The following is a 17,305-nucleotide window of genomic DNA, read 5'->3' on the forward strand; positions in this document are numbered from 1 at the left end:
CCTCGGCGCCGGCAACCTCGGGGACGGCAACGTCGGCAACGGCAACTGGGGCAGCTCCAACGTGGGCATGGGGAACCTGGGCAACAACAACCTCGGTGTGGGCAACTACGGCAACAACAACGTCGGCATCGGGCTCAACGGCAACAACCTGGTCGGCCTCGGCGGCCTCAACGCCAATGGCAGCGTCGGCAACCTGGGCTGGGGCAACGCCGGCAACAACAACATCGGCCTGGGCAACACCGGCAACAACAACATCGGCCTGGGGCTCACCGGCAACAACGAAATCGGCGTCGGCGGAACCTATTACGACACCGCGACGGGTCAGTTCACGTTCGGCGGGCTCAACTCCGGCAGCGGCAACGTCGGGCTGTTCAACTCCGGCACCGGCAACGTCGGTGTATTCAACTCGGGCAGCGGCAACACCGGCCTGTTCAACAGCGGCGCCCACAACTGGGGCCTGTTCAACTCGGGCCACGCCAACACCGGCATCGGCAACACCGGCAACACCAACACCGGGTTGTGGAACGCCGGCTACTCCAACGCGGGCGTGTTCAACTCGGGCCTGCAGAACGTGGGCGTCGGCAACCCCGGCGACAGCAACGTCGGCTCGTGGAACGCCGGCCAAAACAACATCGGCGACCTCAACGGATCGAACGGCAGCATCGGCTACCTCAACGGCGGTTACAACAACATCGGCGTCGGCAACTCCGGCGCGTACAACATGGGCAGCTTCAACGGTGGCGACCAGAACGTCGGCGACTTCAACACGGGCAGCGACAACACCGGATCGTTCAACGCGGGCAACACCAACACCGGGTTCTTCAACTCGGGCAACACCAGCACCGGGCTGTTCAACACCGGCAACCTGGACACCGGCTGGGGCCGCACCGAGGACCTGACCGGCGTGGTGAGCAACTCGGGCTTCGGCAATACCGGCACGGGCAATTCGGGCTTCTTCAACACCAGCGATTTCAACTCGGGCTTTTACAACACGGCCAGCGGCGGCCTCAACTCGGGCTTCGGCAACAGCGGCGCGGGCGGCAACGACATGGGCTTCTTCAACTCCGGCAGCGGCCAATTCGCGGTGGGCTTCGAAAACTCGGGCAGCGGCAGCTTCTACACCGGCATCGCCAACTCCGGTACGGGCGACTACAACACGGGCATCGGCAATTCCGGCGTCAACGGCAACCACACGGGCTTCTGGAACACCGACTCGGGCGTCGGCGGCAACACCGGGTTTTTCAACTCGGGCCTGGGCAACAACACCGGCTTCTTCAACACCGGGGGCGGCTACCCCTTCGACCAGGGCAACACCGGTTTCGCCAACTTGGGCGTCGGCGAATCCGGATTCCTGCGCCTCTGACGGGCCGCCTAGATCGCGCGCTTGAGTTCGTCGACCATGTTGAGCTGCTCCCACGGCAGCTCGATATCGGTGCGGCCGAAGTGCCCGTAGGCGGCGGTCTGCGCGTAGATCGGGCGCAGCAGGTCCAGGTCGCGGATGATGGCGCCGGGCCGCAGGTCGAACACCTCCGGCACGATCTTCTCGATCTTGACCGGGTCGACGGTCGCGGTGCCGAACGTCTCGATGAACAGCCCGACCGGGGCCGCCTTGCCGATGGCGTAGGCCACCTGCACCTCGACCCGCTCGGCCAGCCCGGCGGCGACGATGTTCTTGGCCACCCATCGCATTGCGTACGCCGCCGACCGGTCCACCTTGGACGGATCCTTGCCGGAGAATGCGCCGCCGCCGTGGCGGGCCCAGCCGCCGTAGGTGTCGACGATGATCTTGCGACCGGTCAGGCCCGCGTCGCCCATCGGCCCGCCGACGACGAACTTGCCGGTCGGGTTCACCAGCACCCGGGTCGCCGACGAGTCCAGGGTGTCGTGGGCCAGCTCGTCGAGCACGGCATTGAGCACGTGCGTGCGGATGTCGGGGTCCAGCGTCTGCTCCAGGTCGATGCCGTCGGCGTGCTGGGTGGAGACGACCACGGTGTCCAGCCGCACCGGAACGTCGTCCTCGTAGGCGATGGTGACCTGGGTCTTGCCGTCGGGGCGCAGGTATCCCAGCGTGCCGTTCTTGCGGACCTCGGTCAGCCTGCGCGACAGGCGATGCGCCAGCGCGATGGGAAGCGGCATCAGCTCCGGGGTGTCGTTGATCGCGTAGCCGAACATCAGGCCCTGGTCACCGGCGCCCTGGGCGTCGAGCGGGTCGGCGGCGCCCTCGACGCGCGTCTCGTGCGCGGTGTCGACGCCCTGCGCGATGTCGGGCGACTGACGGCCGATGCCGATGTTCACCCCGCACGACGCGCCGTCGAAGCCCTTCTCCGACGAGTCGTAGCCGATGTCGAGGATGCGGGCGCGCACCGTGTTGGTGATGTCGGCGAACGCCTCCTTGGCCGACGTCGTCACCTCGCCCACCACGTGCACCTGCCCGGTGGTCACGAGCGTTTCGACCGCCACCCGCGAGCGGGGGTCCCCCGCCAGAAGCGCGTCGAGGACCGAGTCGCTGATCGCGTCACAGATCTTGTCGGGATGCCCTTCGGTCACCGACTCACTGGTAAACAGACGACCCTTTTCGCTCACAGTCCCGATCCTTCCAATAATTAGTTAGTCGAATTATATCTTCTGGCATCATCCGGCACCCGTGCGGGCGCCGTAGCGAAGTAAACCCTGCTACCCGCTGTGACCGTGCAGGAACGCGACGATTGCATCCACGATACGACTGGCCATCAGCGTCTTGGAGCCGTGCGGCAGCGCCGACTCGGTGCCGTCGGATGCCAGCAGCCAACCGTCGTTGCTGTCCACCTCGAACGCCTTGTTGTCGCCGACGGCGTTGACCACCAGGAGGTCACAACCCTTGCGCCGCAGCTTTTCTCGCGCGTGGAACAAAACGTCGCCGTTGGCGTCGCCGGTCTCGGCGGCAAAACCCACGATGGCCCGCATGTTGGGCAGCTGCCCGTGCGCGCGGGCCCGCACCGCGCCGGCGAGCACGTCGTCGTTGCGGACCAGCTCGATCGTCGGCTCCTCGGCGACGTCCGGGCCCTTTTTGATCTTCGCGGTGGCAACCCGCGCGGGCCGGAAGTCGGCGACGGCCGCCGCCATCACCAGCACGTCCGCCTCCGGGGCGTGCTTGGACACCGCTTCGCCGAGCTGCTCGGCCGAGCTGACGTGCACCACGTTGACGCCGGCGGGGTCGATCAACCCGGCGGTGTGCCCGGCGATCAGGGTGACCTCGGCGCCGCGCTGGGCGGCGACCCGCGCCACCGCGTAGCCCTGCTTGCCGGAGCTGCGGTTGCCGATGAAGCGCACCGGGTCGATCGGTTCGCGCGTGCCACCCGCGGTGACCAGCACCCGGCGGCCGGCGAGGTCGTAAGGCAGGGCGTCGTGGCGCTCCAGCAGCAGCTGGGCCAGCGTGGTGATCTCCTCGGCCTCGGGCAGCCTTCCCGCGCCACTGTCGGCGCCCGTGAGCCGTCCGTAGGCGGGTTCCAGCACGACGGCCCCGCGTCGACGCAATGTGGCGACGTTGTCGACGGTGGCCGGGTGCAACCACATCTCGGTGTGCATCGCCGGCGCGAACAGCACCGGGCACCGGGCGGTCAGCAGGGTCGCGGTCAGCAGGTCGTCGGCGCGGCCGGAGACGGCCCTGGCCAGCAGGTCGGCGGTGGCGGGCGCCACGACGACCAGGTCGGCCTCCTTGCCGAGCTGGACGTGCGGCACCTCGGGCACGTCGTCGAAGACGCCGGTGCGCACGGGCTGACCGGACAGCGCCTCGAACGTGGCGGCGCCCACGAAGCGCAGCGCGGATTCGGTGGGGATGACGCGGACCTGGTGGCCGGCTTCGGCGAGCTGTCGTACGACGGTGCATGCCTTGTAGGCGGCGATGCCCCCGGAAACTCCTACGACGACCCGCTTGCTCTCCACCGCGCCCGGCCCGTTACTCGCCCTCGGTGTGCTCGAGCAGGTCGGCGTGGATCTCACGCAGCGCGATCGACAACGGCTTTTCCTGCAGACCCGGCTCGACGAGCGGGCCCACGTACTCGAGGATGCCCTCGCCGAGCTGGTTGTAGTAATCGTTGATCTGACGGGCCCGCTTGGCCGCGTAGATGACCAGGGCGTACTTGCTGGACACGCGGTCCAGCAGTTCGTCGATGGGCGGGTTGGTGATGCCCAGCGGGGTGTCGTAGGCGCCCTGGCCGCCTGCCGACGGGTCGAACTGGTCCACGGCGGTCAGCGACGCGTCGGACTGGGGAATGCTCACGTAGGTCAGTCTCCTGGCGGATAGAGCCGTGCGGTACGGCTAGAGAACTTCGATGCTTGAATCTGGTCTGGTCAGGCGGTTCATGCCGGGCCCGGCGCAGTTCCCACCAGCAAGGATACCAATTCGGCGCACGCAGACTCCAATCGACGGTTGACCACCACCTCGTCGAAGTCGTTTTGGGCCGCCATTTCGGTGCGGGCGGTGTCGAGGCGGCGCCGGATGGCCTCCGGTGTCTCGGTGCCCCGGCCGATCAGCCTGGCCTCCAGGTCCTCCCAGCTGGGCGGCGCCAGGAAGACCGTGAGCGCCTCGGGCATCGCCTTCTTGACCGCCCTGGCGCCGGCCAGGTCGACCTCGATGAGCACCGGCAGCCCGGACGCGGTGGCGGCCCGCACCGGCTCGGCCAGCGTGCCCGAGCGGTGCAGCCCGCCGTGGATCTCCGCCCACTCGAGCAGGGCGCCCTCGTCGATCAGCTGCTGGAAGCGGGCGGGGGTGACGAAGTGATAGTCGACGCCGTCGACCTCGCCGGGCCGCGGGGCCCGAGTGGTGGCCGAGACGCTGAACTGCAGGTTGGGGATCCGCTCGCGCAGACACCGGACCACCGTCGACTTGCCGACCGCGGAGGGACCGGACAGCACGACCACACGACCCCTGCCTGGCGGCTCAGGGCGTGCCCCCCGTGCGACGTCCGGTCCCCCGCCGGCGCTCACTGGCGCTCCTGGTCGGTGCCCCCAACAGGCCGTTCGGCCTGCATGGTCGCGGTGTCGGGTTAGGAGCCGAACTTTTCCAGCAGGGCCTTGCGCTGCCGGTCCCCGAGGCCGCGCAGGCGGCGGGTGGGGGCGATCTCCAGCTCGGTCATGATCTCCTGCGCCTTGACCTTGCCCACCTTCGGCAAGGCCTCGAGCAGCGCAGACACCTTCATCTTGCCGAGGACTTCATCGCTTTCGGCGTCCTTGAGCACCTGGGTGAGGTTGGTGCCACCGCGCTTGAGGCGATCCTTGAGCTCTGCTCGCGCTCGACGTGCGGCGGCCGCCTTCTCCAACGCGGCCGCGCGCTGCTCGTCGGTCAACTGGGGAAGGGCCACGATTCCTCCGTATCTGATCAATCGATAATCGATCTCGTTTTGTCTCTGCCGGGTACTTCAGCCAGCGGAGATGACCGTACTCAGCCTTCCTGACGAAATCTAACCCGACCCCCTGGTTAATTGTGCAAATGTGCAGCGTGGGCCGCCCGGGCGAGCGCCGAGGGGCGATGCCGGGGCAGGCCCGATGCCGCCCCGACCCGGTCGCGGGGCCGCCCGCGCAGCGCCCCGGATAACGCGCTCTACCTGCAGTTTTAGCCCATATCACCGGCCGGCAGCGGGGGGATCGAGGGGGCTGCCGACGGCGGCGGCCGACGTCAGTGGGCCGGGGTGCCGGGGATCACCAGATTTTTCGCCGCGTGTCGCGCGTGTCGCGGCCCGGTGGCCCAGCGGCAGGTCGGCGGTGGCTACGCAGCGATATGCCAGCTAACACCCAGCCAAATATCAGTTACGATCGAAATCGTGCCGAACCTGCGCATCCGTCAGGCGGCTGAACTGCTGGGAGTCAGCGACGACACCGTCCGTCGCTGGATCAACCAGGGCACGTTGTCGGTCACCCACGACTCGGCGGGACGTAAGGTCATCGCCAGCGAGGACTTGGCCGAATTCTCCCGGGCAAACGCGCCAACTCCGCCGCCCGACCCGCTGAGCATCGGCAGCTCGGCCCGCAACCGGTTCGTCGGCTTGGTGACCAGCGTCCTCAGCGACACCGTGATGACGCAGGTCGAAATGCAGTGCGGTCCCCACACCGTGGTCTCACTGATGAGCACCGCGGCGGCCGAGGAGCTCAAGCTGCGCCCCGGCAGCGTCGCCGTGGCCGTCGTCAAGGCCACCGCCGTGATCGTGGAGACCGCCCGGCCCAGCTCGGCCATGGCGTCGGACTGAGCGCGCGCTGACGGCCTGGTGTGTGCACTGAGGGCTTTTAGTGTGCGCTCAGGGCGGAAAACCGGCTGGATTAGCGCCCCCAGCTCACACCGAAAGCCAAGGATTCACACCCAAGCGGCCTACAGCGCGGACAGGTACGCGACGGCGTCCAGCATCCGTTCGCCGGCCGCGCGCAGGTCCGACACGCTGGGGCCGGCCCGCAGCACCTCACGCGCCACCGCGGGCAGCAGCTGGCCCGGTGCGGCCCCGCCCAGGCCGCCGAGTGCCTCGGGCCGTCCCCCCTGCGCCCCGACGCCGGGCACCAGCACGGGTCCGCCCAGCTCGCTGACGTCGGGCGCCTCGAAGACGGTCGCGCCGAGGACCACGCCGACGTATCCGGGCTCGGTGGGGTTCGCGGAGCGGTTGACCACCGCCGCCTGGTCGATGATCAGCTGGGCCACCGTGCGGCCGTCGAATTCCGCGCGCTGCACCGTGCCGCCCTCCGGGTTGGACGTCGCCGCCAGCACGAACACCCCCCGGTCGTTGGCCGCGGCAGCCTCCAGCAGCGGCCGCAGCGAACCGAAGCCCAGATAGGGCGAGGCGGTCACCGCGTCCGCGGCCAGTGGCGAGTCGCCGGCCCAGGCCGCGGCGTAGGCGGCCATCGTCGTCCCGATGTCGCCCCGCTTGGCGTCGGCCAGCACCAGCACCCCGGCCGAACGCAGCGCGGCGATGGTGCGTTCCAGCACCGCGTACCCGGCGGCGCCGTAGGCCTCGAAGAACGCCACCTGGGGCTTGACGACGGCGAATCCGGAGAACGCCTCCACGCACACGTCGCAGAACGCTGCCAGGCCGTCGGCGGTGGTCGGCAAGTCCCAGGCCCGCAGCAGCTCGGGGTGCGGGTCGATGCCCAGGCACAGCGGTCCGCGGCTGGACTTCGCCTCGGCCAGCCGGGTGCCGAACCCGGTCACTGGGAACCACCCGCGGGCGCGATCGCGCTGTGCAGCTCCTGCAGCGAGCGCACGCCGATGTCGCCGCGGATGCCCGCCTCGATGCCCTGCACGGCGGCCGACGCGCCCTGCACGGTGGTGACGCACGGGATGTTGACCGACACCGCGGCCGAACGGATTTCGTAGCCGTCGATGCGCGGGCCGGAGTTGCCGAACGGCGTGTTGATCACCATGTTGACCTCGCCGGCCTTGATCGCGTCGACGGCCGACATCTCGGGGCGCCCGGGCTGCGGCGGCTCGAAGTGCTTGCGGACCTCGTCGCAGGGAATCCCGTTGCGGCGCAACATTTCCGCGGTTCCCTCGGTGGCCAGCACCCGGAAGCCCAGGTCGGCCAACCGCTTGACCGGGAACACCAGCGACCGCTTGTCCCGGTTGGCCACCGACACGAAGATCGTCCCGCCGGCCGGCAGCGAGCCGTAGGCGGCGGTCTGACTCTTGGCGAAGGCGCTGCCGAAGTCGCGGTCGATGCCCATCACCTCGCCCGTCGATTTCATCTCCGGGCCGAGCAGTGAATCGATGGCGGCCCCGTCTGTGCGGCGGAAGCGGTGAAACGGCAGCACGGCCTCCTTGACCGCGATCGGGGCCTGCGGCGGCGCGTGGGCGCCGTCCCCGGTCGCGGCCAGCAGGCCCTCGTCGCGAAGCTGGGAAATGGTGGCGCCCAACATGATCCGGGCGCACGCCTTGGCGAGCGGGATCGCGGTCGCCTTGGAGACGAAGGGCACCGTGCGGCTGGCCCGTGGGTTGGCCTCGAGCACATAGAGCACGTCGTCCTTGAGGGCGTACTGCACGTTGAGCAGCCCGACGACGCCGATGCCGTGGGCGATGGCCTCGGTGGCGCGGCGCACCTTCTCGATGTCGCTGCGGCCAAGCGTGACCGGCGGCAGCGCGCAGGCCGAGTCGCCGGAGTGGATGCCGGCCTCCTCGATGTGTTCCATGATGCCGCCGATGTAGACCTCGGAGCCGTCGCACAGGGCGTCGACGTCGATCTCGACCGCGTCTTCGAGGAAGCGATCGACGAGCACCGGGTGCTCGGGCGACAGCGCGGTGGCGCGGGTGATGTAGCCCTCCAGCGTCTCCTCGTCGTAGACGATCTCCATGCCGCGCCCGCCCAGCACGTACGACGGCCGCACCAGCACCGGGTAGCCGATGTCCTCGGCGATCCGACGGGCCTGCGCGAAAGTCGTTGCCATGCCGTACTTCGGCGCCGGCAACCCGGCGGCGGCCAGCACGTCGCCAAAGGCGCCGCGGTCCTCGGCCAGGTCGATGGCCTCCGGCGGCGTGCCGACGATCGGGACCCCCGCGTCGGCCAGGCGCTGCGCCAGCCCCAGCGGTGTCTGGCCGCCCAGCTGCACGATCACGCCCACCACCCCGGGGCCGCCGGCACCCGACTGCTGTTCGGCGCGGAACACCTCGAGGACGTCCTCGAAGGTCAGCGGCTCGAAATACAGCCGGTCGGCGGTGTCGTAGTCGGTGGACACCGTCTCCGGGTTGCAGTTGACCATCACGGTCTCGAAACCGGCCTGGCTCAACGTCGTTGCCGCATGCACGCAGCTGTAGTCGAATTCGATGCCCTGGCCGATGCGGTTGGGGCCCGAGCCCAGGATCAGCACCTTGGGCTTTTCGGTCTGCGGGGCCACCTCGGTCTCGGCGGCGGGGTCCAGCTCGTAGCTGCTGTAGTGGTAGGGCGTCTTTGCCTCGAACTCGGCCGCGCAGGTGTCCACCGTCTTGTAGACCGGGTGGATGCCGAGGCGCTCGCGCAGCGAGCGCACGCCGTTCTCGCCCGCCAATTCCGGTCGCAGGGAGGCGATCTGGCGGTCCGACAGCCCGCTGTGCTTGGCGCGCCGCAGCAGGTCGGCGTTGAGCACCGGGGCGTCCACCAGCTCCGTGCGCAGCTTGCCCAGCTCGCCGATCTGGGCCAAAAACCACGGGTCCACGCCGCTGGCCTCGGCGACGTCCTCGATCGAGGCGCCCAGCCGCAGCGCCAGTTCGATGTCGTAGAGCCGGCCCTCGGTCGGGGTGCGCAGCCGGTCGAGCACCTCGTGCAGGTCCCCGTCCGCGTCGGGCTTCGTCCAGAAGCCCGCGCGGGTGGTCTCCAGCGACCGCATCACCTTGCCGAGCGCCTCGATGAAGTTGCGGCCCAACGACATCGCCTCGCCGACGGACTTCATGGTGGTGGTCAGGGTGGGGTCGGCGCCCGGGAACTTCTCGAACGCGAACCGCGGCGCCTTGACGACGACATAGTCGAGCGTCGGCTCGAAGCAGGCCGGCGTCTCCTTGGTGATGTCGTTGAGGATCTCGTCGAGGGTGTAGCCGATGGCCAGCTTGGCGGCGATCTTGGCGATCGGGAAGCCGGTGGCCTTGGAGGCCAGCGCGCTGGACCGCGACACCCGGGGGTTCATCTCGATCACGATCAGCCGGCCGTCGACCGGGTTGACCGCGAACTGGATGTTGCAGCCGCCGGTGTCCACGCCGACCTCGCGCAGGATCGCGATGCCCAGGTCGCGCATGCGCTGGTATTCGCGGTCGGTGAGCGTCATGGCGGGTGCGACGGTGACCGAGTCGCCGGTGTGCACGCCCATCGGGTCGAAGTTCTCGATCGAGCACACCACGACCACGTTGTCGTTGCCGTCGCGCATCAGCTCGAGCTCGAATTCCTTCCAGCCGTAGATCGATTCCTCGATCAGCACGTTGGCGCTGGGGCTTTCGGCCAGGCCGGCGCCGGCCATCCGGTCGACCTCCTCGACGGATCGCGCCATGCCCGACCCGAGCCCGCCCATGGTGAAGCTGGGCCGCACCACCACCGGCAGCCCGAGTTCCTCGACCGTCTCGCGCACCTCTTCCATCGTGAAACACACCCGGCTGCGGGCGGATTCACCGCCAACCTTGGCGACGATGTCCTTGAACATCTGGCGGTCCTCGCCGCGCTGGATGGCGTCGATGTCCGCACCGATCAGCTCGACACCGTGGCGCTCCAGCGCCCCGTTCTCGTACAGTGCAACGGCGGTGTTGAGGGCGGTCTGTCCGCCCAGCGTGGCCAGCAGCGCGTCGATCTTGTTGCCGCGCTCGGCCTGCTGGGCGATCACCCGCTCGACGAAGGCCGGTGTGATGGGCTCGACGTAGGTGTGGTCGGCGTACTCGGGGTCGGTCATGATGGTGGCCGGGTTGGAGTTGATCAGGCTGACCTCCAGCCCCTCCGCCCGCAGCACCCGGCAGGCCTGGGTGCCCGAGTAGTCGAACTCGGCGGCCTGGCCGATGACGATCGGCCCCGAGCCGATGACCAGCACGTGGCGCAAGTCGGTGCGACGCGGCACTAGCGTCCCCCTGCCATCAGGTCGACGAATTGGTCGAACAGGTACTCCGCGTCATGCGGACCGGCGGCGGCCTCGGGGTGGTACTGCACCGAAAACGCCTTGCCGTCGGCGAGTTTGACACCTTCCACCACCCCGTCGTTGGCGCAGGTGTGGCTGACGACCGCCGGGCCGAACGGCGTGTCGAAGGACTGGCCCGCCTCGCCTTCGAGCGCGAAGCCGTGGTTCTGCGCGGTCACCGCGACCCGCCCGGTGGCGTGGTCGATGACCGGGACGTTGATGCCGCGGTGCCCGAAGACCATCTTGTAGGTGGACAGGCCCAGCGCCCGGCCGAGGATCTGGTTGCCGAAACAGATGCCGAACAACGGGATTCCGGCGCCCAGCACCTCCCGGGTGAGCCCGACGACGTGGTCGGCGGTGGCGGGGTCGCCCGGGCCGTTGGACAGGAACACGCCGTTGGGGTTGATGTCGGCGATCTGCTCGAAGGTCGCCGACGCCGGCAGCACGTGGCTGCGGATGCCGCGCCGCGCGAAATTGCGAGGGGTGTTGGTCTTGATCCCCAGGTCGAGGGCGGCCACCGTGAACCGGTGCGGCCCTTCGGGTTCCACGACGTAGGCGCCGTCGGTGCTGACCTCGCCGGCCAGGTCGGCGCCCAGCATCGACTGCTGGCCCCGCACCCGCTCCACCAACTCGGCCGGCTCGGCCAGCGCGTCGCCGGAGAACACCCCCGCCTTCATCGAGCCGCGGCTGCGCAGGTGCCGCACCACCGCCCGGGTGTCGATGCCGGCGATGCCGACGATGCCCTGCCGGGCCAGCTCGTCCTCCAGCGTGCCGGTGGCGCGCCAGTTGGAGGCGCGCGGCGACGGATCGCGCACCGCGTACCCGGCGACCCAGATCTTGTCGCCGCGGCTTTCGGCGTCCTCGTCGTTCCAGCCGGTGTTGCCGATCTGCGGCGCGGTGGCCACGACGATCTGGCGGTGATAGCTCGGGTCGGTCAGCGTTTCTTGGTAGCCGGACATCCCGGTGGAGAACACGGCCTCCCCGAGCGTCTGGCCGACCTTGCCGAACGGCGTTCCGGTGAAGACGCGACCGTCTTCCAGAACCAAAACAGCCTTAGTCATGCGCGGCCCCCTCCTCCCGGCCCTCCAGCCAGGCGTCGTACTCGTCGCGGTGGTTCGCGCGAAACGCGGTGTCGATCTCGGTTCCCGAAGGCAGGCGCCACCGGATCGCCAATATTCCGATCCGAGGCGCGACCCTGCCCGCCATCCGGCGCTCCATGCGGATGCCCTCGATCGCGTCTTCTGGAATCCAAATAGGCTGGGCGCGAACCCTTTCCACCATGATCCCCTCGTGATAACGGGTCAGCACCGCCTTGCTGCGAAAGCCCAGATCGCCGGCCGCGATCCGCTCGCTCCAGTCGGGCGCCATCATGGAACCGCAGTAGTGGCCGCGGGTGGTGATGGTCGCGGCCCCCACCTGGTCGGGCAGGTCGGGCAGCTCGCCGATCAACTGCTGCTGCCGCTGCGCGCGCCGCTGCCAGGAGCGCATTATCAGCTGGATGAGCACCGTTATCACGATCACCAGCACGGCCGCGAAGATCAGCGACCCCACCAGCGTGGCAGAGTTCATGCCGGGCTCTTCCCGTCCCGCGCGGTGACCTTTCCGCGCAGCAGGGTCGCGGTCACGGTGGCGGGCAACGTCATTGACTCATACGGCGTGTTGGCCGACCGGCTGGCCAGGTCCGACCCGGCGACCGTCCACGTGGCGTCCGGGTCCACGACGGTGAGGTTGGCCGGCTCACCCACCTCCAGCGGGCGGCCGTGATCGGGCAACCCGACGATGCGCGCCGGGTTCTCGCTCATCACCCGCGCGACGTCGCGCCAGGTCAACAGCCCGGGTGCCACCATCGTCTGCACCACGACCGACAGCGCGGTCTGCAGCCCCAGCATGCCGGGGCGCGCCGCCGAGAACTCGACGCACTTCTCGTGTTCGGCGTGTGGGGCATGGTCGGTGGCCACACAGTCGATTACCCCGTCGGCCAGCGCCTGACGCAGCGCGACCGCGTCGGCGGCCTCGCGCAGTGGCGGGTTGACCCGGTTCACCCCCTGGTAGTCGGCCAGCCTGCTGTCGTCGAGCAGCAGGTGGTGCGGGGTGACCTCGGCGGTGATCGAAATGCCTTGTTGCTTTGCCCATTTCACGATCTCGACGGTGCCCGCGGTGGAGGCGTGGCAGATGTGCACCCGCGCGCCGGCGTCGCGGGCCAGCAGGGCGTCGCGGGCGACGATCGATTCCTCGGCTGCCCGGGGCCACCCGGCGAGTCCCAGCCGCGCGGCCGTCGGGCCCTCGTGGGCGACGGCGCCGACGGTGAGCCTCGGCTCCTCGGCGTGCTGGGCGATCAGCACCCCCAGGCCGGTGGCGTACTCGAGGGCGCGACGCATGATCAACGGGTCGTGCACGCAGATGCCGTCGTCGGAGAACATCCGCACCTGCGCTGCGCCGGCGGCCATCATGCCCATCTCGGTGAGCTCGGTCCCGCCCAGCCCGACGGTAACGGCCCCGACGGGATGCACGTCGACGAGGCCGACCTGCTGGCCGCGATGCCAGACGTGGTCGGTGACCACCGGGCTGTCGGCGACGGGATTGGTGTTGGCCATCGCGAACACCGCCGTGTAGCCGCCCAAAGCCGCGGCCGCCGAACCGGTTTCGATGTCCTCGGCGTATTCGCGGCCCGGCTCGCGCAGGTGGGTGTGCAGGTCGACGAACCCGGGCAGCAGCACCTGGCCCGTCGCGTCGATCACGTCTAGGTCTTTTTCGAGGCCTCCGGCCTCGCCGAGGCCCGGGCCGATTTCGACGATCTGCCCGTCGTCGACGAGGACGTCGACGCGGTCGCCTTCGCCGTACAGACGCACCCCGCGGATCAACACGCTCATGCCGCGATGTCCTCCGCCCCGACCAGCACGTGGAACAGCACCGCCATCCGCACGTGCACTCCGTTCGAAACCTGTTGCAGCACCGCCGATTGCGACGAGTCCGCCACCGACGACGAGATCTCCATGCCGCGCACCATGGGCCCCGGGTGCAGCACCACGGCGTGGCCCGGGAGCATCGCCTGGCGCCGCTCGGAAAGCCCGTAGCGGACCGAGTATTCGCGCACCGACGGGAAGAAGCCGCCGTTCATCCGCTCGGCCTGGACCCGCAGCATCAGCACCGCGTCGGCGGCGGGCAGCTCGGCGTCGAAGTCGTAGGAGACGGTGGCCGGCCAGCCGTCGACTCCGACCGGCAGCAGCGTCGGCGGCGCGACCAGCACCACCTCGGCGCCGAGGGTGGCCAGCAGCATGACGTTGGAGCGGGCGACCCGGCTGTGCAGGATGTCGCCGACGATCACGACGCGCCGGCCCTCGATGCCCCCGAGCCGCTGGCGCACGGTCAACGCGTCCAGCAGCGCCTGCGTGGGGTGTTCGTGGGTGCCGTCGCCGGCGTTGATGACCGACGGGCCGTCACCGTTACTGCACGTCCAGTCGGCGAGCAGGTGCGCGGCGCCGGACGCGGGGTGGCGGATGATCAGCGCGTCGGCGCCGGCCGCCCGCAGCGTCAGGGCCGTGTCGCGCAGCGACTCGCCCTTGCCCACCGACGATCCGGCCGCGCTGACGTTGATCACGTCGGCGCTCATCCACTTGCCGGCCACCTCGAAGGACACCCGGGTGCGGGTCGAGTTCTCGTAGAACATCGTGACGACGGTGCGGCCGCGCAGCGTCGGCAGCTTCTTGATCTCGCGGCCGACCAGCGCCTGGGCGAACCGGTCCGCGTCGTCGAGGATCGCGGTGGCGTCGTCGCGGCTCAGGTCGCCGGCGGCGAGCAGGTGGCGCGTCATCGCGAGATCACCACCCCGTCGTGGCCGTCGTGCTCGGTGAGCAGCACGTGCACGCTCTCGGCGCGGGAGGTCGGGACGTTCTTGCCGACGTAGTCGGCGCGCAGCGGCAGTTCGCGGTGGCCGCGGTCGACCAGAACCGCCAGTTGCACGGCCCGGGGCCGGCCCACGTCGCGGAGCGCGTCGAGGGCGGAGCGCACCGAGCGGCCGGAGTAGAGCACGTCGTCGACGAGGATGACCAGGGCGTCGTCGACGCCGCCGGCCGGGATGGAGGTGGCCGCCAGCGGTCGCGGCGGCTTTTGCATGAGGTCGTCGCGGTAGAGGGTGATGTCCAGGGCGCCGTGGGCGACGTCGACCCCGCTGAACTCGCCGATGTTGGTGGCGAGCCGGTCGGCCAGGATCACGCCGCGGGTCGGGATGCCCAGCAGCACCACGCGCGGTCCGTCGGGACCATCCAGCGCGGTCTTTTCGATGATCTGATGCGCGATGCGGGAAATGGTGCGGCCCACGTCGGCCGCCGACATCAACTCTCTCGATTCGCCGCCGCAAGCGGCATCCGCGGCACCCATACGAGACTTGACCTCCTTCTCCGCCTCTCTGGACGGATCGTTAAAGGATGTCGACTGCCCGGCAGCGTAGCACTTCCGACCAGCGTGCCGGCAACGCGGTCGACGTGTCGGTGGCCTCAAGTACTGTCGAAAGCATGTTCGAACGTGATCCCGGCGAGGTGGCGCTCATCGAGCGAATCGCCGAGTTGGAGCGGCACAAGTCGGCGGCTGCCGCGGAGCAGGCGCGGGCGGCGGCGGCCCTCGATGTGCTGCGTCGCGCCAACGAGGCCGCCGCCGGCGTGCCCGCCGCGCAGCGCGGCCGCGGGCTGGCCAGCGAGATCGCCCTGGCCCGGCGCGATTCCCCGGCCCGCGGCGGGCGGCACCTCGGCTTCGCCAAGGCGCTCGTGCATGAGATGCCGCACACGCTGGCCGCGCTTGATGCCGGGCGGTTGTCCGAGTGGCGGGCCACGCTGATCGTGCGCGAATCCGCGTGCCTGGACGTCGAGGACCGCCGCGTACTGGACTCCGAGCTGTGCGCCGACACAGCCAGGCTGGACGGGATGGGTGATGCCCGCGTCGTGGCGGCGGCCCGGGCGATCGCCTACCGGCTGAACGCTCAGGCGGTGGTCGATCGCGCCGCCAAGGCCGAATCCGAGCGCACGGTGACGATTCGGCCGGCCCCGGACACCATGACATGGGTGACCGCGCTCCTCCCGGTGGCCAAGGGTGTCGCGGTGTACGCGGCGCTCAAGCGGGCCGCCGACACCACCTTCGACGACCGGACCCGCGGCCAGGTGATGGCCGACGCGTTGGTGGAGCGGGTTACCGGACGGCCCGCCGACGAAGCCGAGCCGATCGCGGTCAACCTGATCGTCTCCGATGCGACGCTGCTGGGAGACGACGACAGCGCCGCGGTCGTCGACGGGTACGGTCCGATCCCGGCGGCCGTGGCCCGCCACCTGGTGAGCGCCGCGGTTGGGGACGGCCCGTCCCGCGCGACGTTGCGGCGGCTGTACCGGCATCCGGGCTCGGGGGCGCTGGTGGCCATGGAGTCGCGGGCGCGTCGCTTCCCGAAGGGGCTGGCAACGTTCATCGGGCTGCGAGATCAGGGCTGTCGCACGCCTTACTGTGACGCGCCCGTCCGGCACCGCGATCACGCCCGGCCCCATCATCAAGGCGGTGCCACCAGCGCGGCGAACGGGCTGGGGATGTGCGAACGCTGTAACTACGCCAAGGAGGCGCCCGGCTGGCGCGTCACCGCCGCCGTGGACGAAACAGGCGGCCACCGAGCCGAATTCGAGACACCGACCGGGAGGCGCTACCAATCCGGCGCGCCGCCACCGCCCGGGCCATTCCCCATCGAAGTCAGTGAGATCGAGCTCCGGATCGCGATCGCGCTGCCCGATCTGCACGCCGCCTAAGCTGGCGGGTATGACAGGTCTTGATTTCGACGCGCTCTATCGCGGTGAGAGTCCCGGCGAAGGCCTGCCGGTGATGGCCACACCACCATGGGATACCAAGGCGCCCAAGGAGAACGTCATCGCCTGGCACGCCGGCGGCTTCGTCCACGGCGACGTCCTCGACATCGGCTGCGGACTCGGCGACAACGCAATCTACTTGGCACACAACGGCTACCACGTGACCGGGCTGGACATCTCACCGACCGCGCTGGTCACCGCCGAGCGGCGCGCCCAAGACGCCGGGGTCGACGTGACGTTCGCGGTGGCCGACTCCACGCGGCTCGAGGGGTACACCGAGGCGTTCGACACGATCGTCGACAGCGGCATGTTCCACTGCCTCGACGACGAGGGAAAGCGCCGCTACGCCGCCGCGGCGCACCGGGCGACCAGGCCCGGAGCCACGTTGCTTATCAGCTGCTTCTCCGACACGAATCAGAGCGACGACGAGTGGCCCCGCCCGGTGGTGTCCGAGGAGACGGTGCGCGACGTCCTCGGCGGGGCCGGCTGGGACATCGAATCCCTCGAGCCCGCGACGGTGCGCCGCGAGCTGGACGGCAACCAGGTCGAGATGGCGTTCTGGCACGTCCGGGCGCGGCGTCGCTAGCTGCTACGACGGCGGAGGAGGACTCGGCGGCGGCGGCGCGGACGGGGGCCAGGTGCGGCGCGGACGGATGGGCCCGCAGTTCAGGCCGATCTTGCACTCCCAGGCGGCCGACGCTTGGGGTTGGTCCGGGTCGCAGCACTGATCGTCCGGCGATCCCGGCGTCGGGGCCACGGTCGTCGGCGGGTCCGCGATGGTGCGTGGTGCAACAACACCGTCGAGCTCGACACTTCCGAACGCCAGGGCCAGCACGGCGGCACCACCACCGCACGTTGCGGCAATCTTCATGGCGGTTCGAGTCGCCATGACAACC

Annotated in this window: 17 protein-coding genes; 4 read left to right on the forward strand and 13 right to left on the reverse strand. The window is 69.7% G+C overall.

Annotation, left to right across the window (positions count from 1 at the left end; translation table 11 throughout):
- Positions 1 to 1,363, forward strand: a 1,363-nt coding sequence (locus A5706_RS12485; protein WP_369831853.1) for a beta strand repeat-containing protein, incomplete at its 5' end; no start/stop codon positions are given.
- Between the two features lie 8 nt (positions 1,364 to 1,371).
- Here A5706_RS12485 and metK read toward each other — a convergent pair.
- The 5 genes from metK to mihF form a co-directional block, all read right to left on the reverse strand.
- Entirely contained in the window at positions 1,372 to 2,583 is a 1,212-nt protein-coding gene (gene metK / locus A5706_RS12490) for a methionine adenosyltransferase (protein ID WP_068130912.1), read from the reverse strand.
- 90 nt (positions 2,584 to 2,673) lie between these two features.
- Positions 2,674 to 3,921, reverse strand: coding sequence for a bifunctional phosphopantothenoylcysteine decarboxylase/phosphopantothenate--cysteine ligase CoaBC (coaBC, locus tag A5706_RS12495; protein ID WP_068130914.1), 1,248 nt, complete (start codon positions 3,919 to 3,921; stop codon positions 2,674 to 2,676).
- Positions 3,922 to 3,934: 13 nt separating this feature from the next.
- Positions 3,935 to 4,258, reverse strand: coding sequence for a DNA-directed RNA polymerase subunit omega (gene rpoZ, locus A5706_RS12500; RefSeq protein WP_067114083.1), 324 nt, complete (start codon positions 4,256 to 4,258; stop codon positions 3,935 to 3,937).
- 80 nt (positions 4,259 to 4,338) lie between these two features.
- The gene (gene gmk / locus A5706_RS12505) at positions 4,339 to 4,965 is read right to left on the reverse strand and encodes a guanylate kinase (RefSeq protein WP_082964332.1); all 627 of its coding nucleotides are present in this window, start codon (positions 4,963 to 4,965) and stop codon (positions 4,339 to 4,341) included.
- 59 nt (positions 4,966 to 5,024) lie between these two features.
- Positions 5,025 to 5,339: an integration host factor, actinobacterial type gene (gene mihF / locus A5706_RS12510; RefSeq protein WP_036355303.1), complete on the reverse strand. Its 315-nt coding sequence runs from the start codon at positions 5,337 to 5,339 to the stop codon at positions 5,025 to 5,027.
- A gap of 459 nt (positions 5,340 to 5,798) precedes the next feature.
- Here mihF and A5706_RS12515 point away from each other — a divergent pair, with 459 nt between their 5' ends.
- Positions 5,799 to 6,221 (forward strand): molybdopterin-binding protein, encoded by a 423-nt coding sequence (locus A5706_RS12515; RefSeq protein ID WP_068130917.1) that lies wholly within the window; start codon positions 5,799 to 5,801, stop codon positions 6,219 to 6,221.
- Between the two features lie 119 nt (positions 6,222 to 6,340).
- On the opposite strand, the gene pyrF is transcribed toward A5706_RS12515, so the two are convergent.
- The 7 genes from pyrF to pyrR are packed head-to-tail and all read right to left on the reverse strand — an operon-like array spanning position 6,341 to position 14,952.
- Positions 6,341 to 7,168 (reverse strand): orotidine-5'-phosphate decarboxylase, encoded by an 828-nt coding sequence (pyrF, locus tag A5706_RS12520; protein ID WP_068130920.1) that lies wholly within the window; start codon positions 7,166 to 7,168, stop codon positions 6,341 to 6,343.
- Complete coding sequence (gene carB / locus A5706_RS12525) at positions 7,165 to 10,518, reverse strand: carbamoyl-phosphate synthase large subunit (protein ID WP_068130922.1); 3,354 nt, start codon at positions 10,516 to 10,518, stop codon at positions 7,165 to 7,167. The genes pyrF and carB overlap by 4 nt, the downstream gene beginning before the upstream one ends.
- A complete protein-coding gene (carA, locus tag A5706_RS12530; RefSeq protein ID WP_068130925.1) occupies positions 10,518 to 11,636 on the reverse strand; it encodes a glutamine-hydrolyzing carbamoyl-phosphate synthase small subunit in 1,119 nt (372 codons plus the stop codon). Before carA ends, carB begins: the two co-directional genes overlap by 1 nt.
- A complete protein-coding gene (locus tag A5706_RS12535) occupies positions 11,629 to 12,144 on the reverse strand; it encodes a transporter (protein ID WP_068130927.1) in 516 nt (171 codons plus the stop codon). Before A5706_RS12535 ends, carA begins: the two co-directional genes overlap by 8 nt.
- On the reverse strand, positions 12,141 to 13,445 hold the full coding sequence (locus tag A5706_RS12540) for a dihydroorotase (protein ID WP_068130931.1): 1,305 nt from the start codon (positions 13,443 to 13,445) through the stop codon (positions 12,141 to 12,143). The genes A5706_RS12535 and A5706_RS12540 overlap by 4 nt, the downstream gene beginning before the upstream one ends.
- Positions 13,442 to 14,386 carry an aspartate carbamoyltransferase catalytic subunit gene (locus A5706_RS12545; protein ID WP_068105115.1) on the reverse strand — a complete coding sequence of 315 codons (945 nt, stop codon included), beginning with the start codon at positions 14,384 to 14,386 and terminating at the stop codon, positions 13,442 to 13,444. Before A5706_RS12545 ends, A5706_RS12540 begins: the two co-directional genes overlap by 4 nt.
- Positions 14,383 to 14,952, reverse strand: coding sequence for a bifunctional pyr operon transcriptional regulator/uracil phosphoribosyltransferase PyrR (pyrR, locus tag A5706_RS12550; protein ID WP_068130933.1), 570 nt, complete (start codon positions 14,950 to 14,952; stop codon positions 14,383 to 14,385). The genes A5706_RS12545 and pyrR overlap by 4 nt, the downstream gene beginning before the upstream one ends.
- Before the next feature lie 134 nt (positions 14,953 to 15,086).
- Between pyrR and A5706_RS12555 the strand changes: the two genes are divergently transcribed.
- Both A5706_RS12555 and A5706_RS12560 read left to right on the forward strand, forming a co-directional pair.
- Positions 15,087 to 16,352 (forward strand): HNH endonuclease signature motif containing protein, encoded by a 1,266-nt coding sequence (locus A5706_RS12555; protein ID WP_068130971.1) that lies wholly within the window; start codon positions 15,087 to 15,089, stop codon positions 16,350 to 16,352.
- Between the two features lie 10 nt (positions 16,353 to 16,362).
- Entirely contained in the window at positions 16,363 to 16,995 is a 633-nt protein-coding gene (locus tag A5706_RS12560; RefSeq protein WP_068130936.1) for a class I SAM-dependent methyltransferase, read from the forward strand.
- Positions 16,996 to 16,998: 3 nt separating this feature from the next.
- Here A5706_RS12560 and A5706_RS12565 read toward each other — a convergent pair whose 3' ends face one another.
- A complete protein-coding gene (locus A5706_RS12565; RefSeq protein WP_156767087.1) occupies positions 16,999 to 17,298 on the reverse strand; it encodes a hypothetical protein in 300 nt (99 codons plus the stop codon).
- Between the last annotated feature and the right edge of the window lie 7 nt (positions 17,299 to 17,305).

It is taken from the genome of Mycobacterium sp. E796, assembly GCF_001672815.1.
GTDB lineage: Bacteria > Actinomycetota > Actinomycetes > Mycobacteriales > Mycobacteriaceae > Mycobacterium.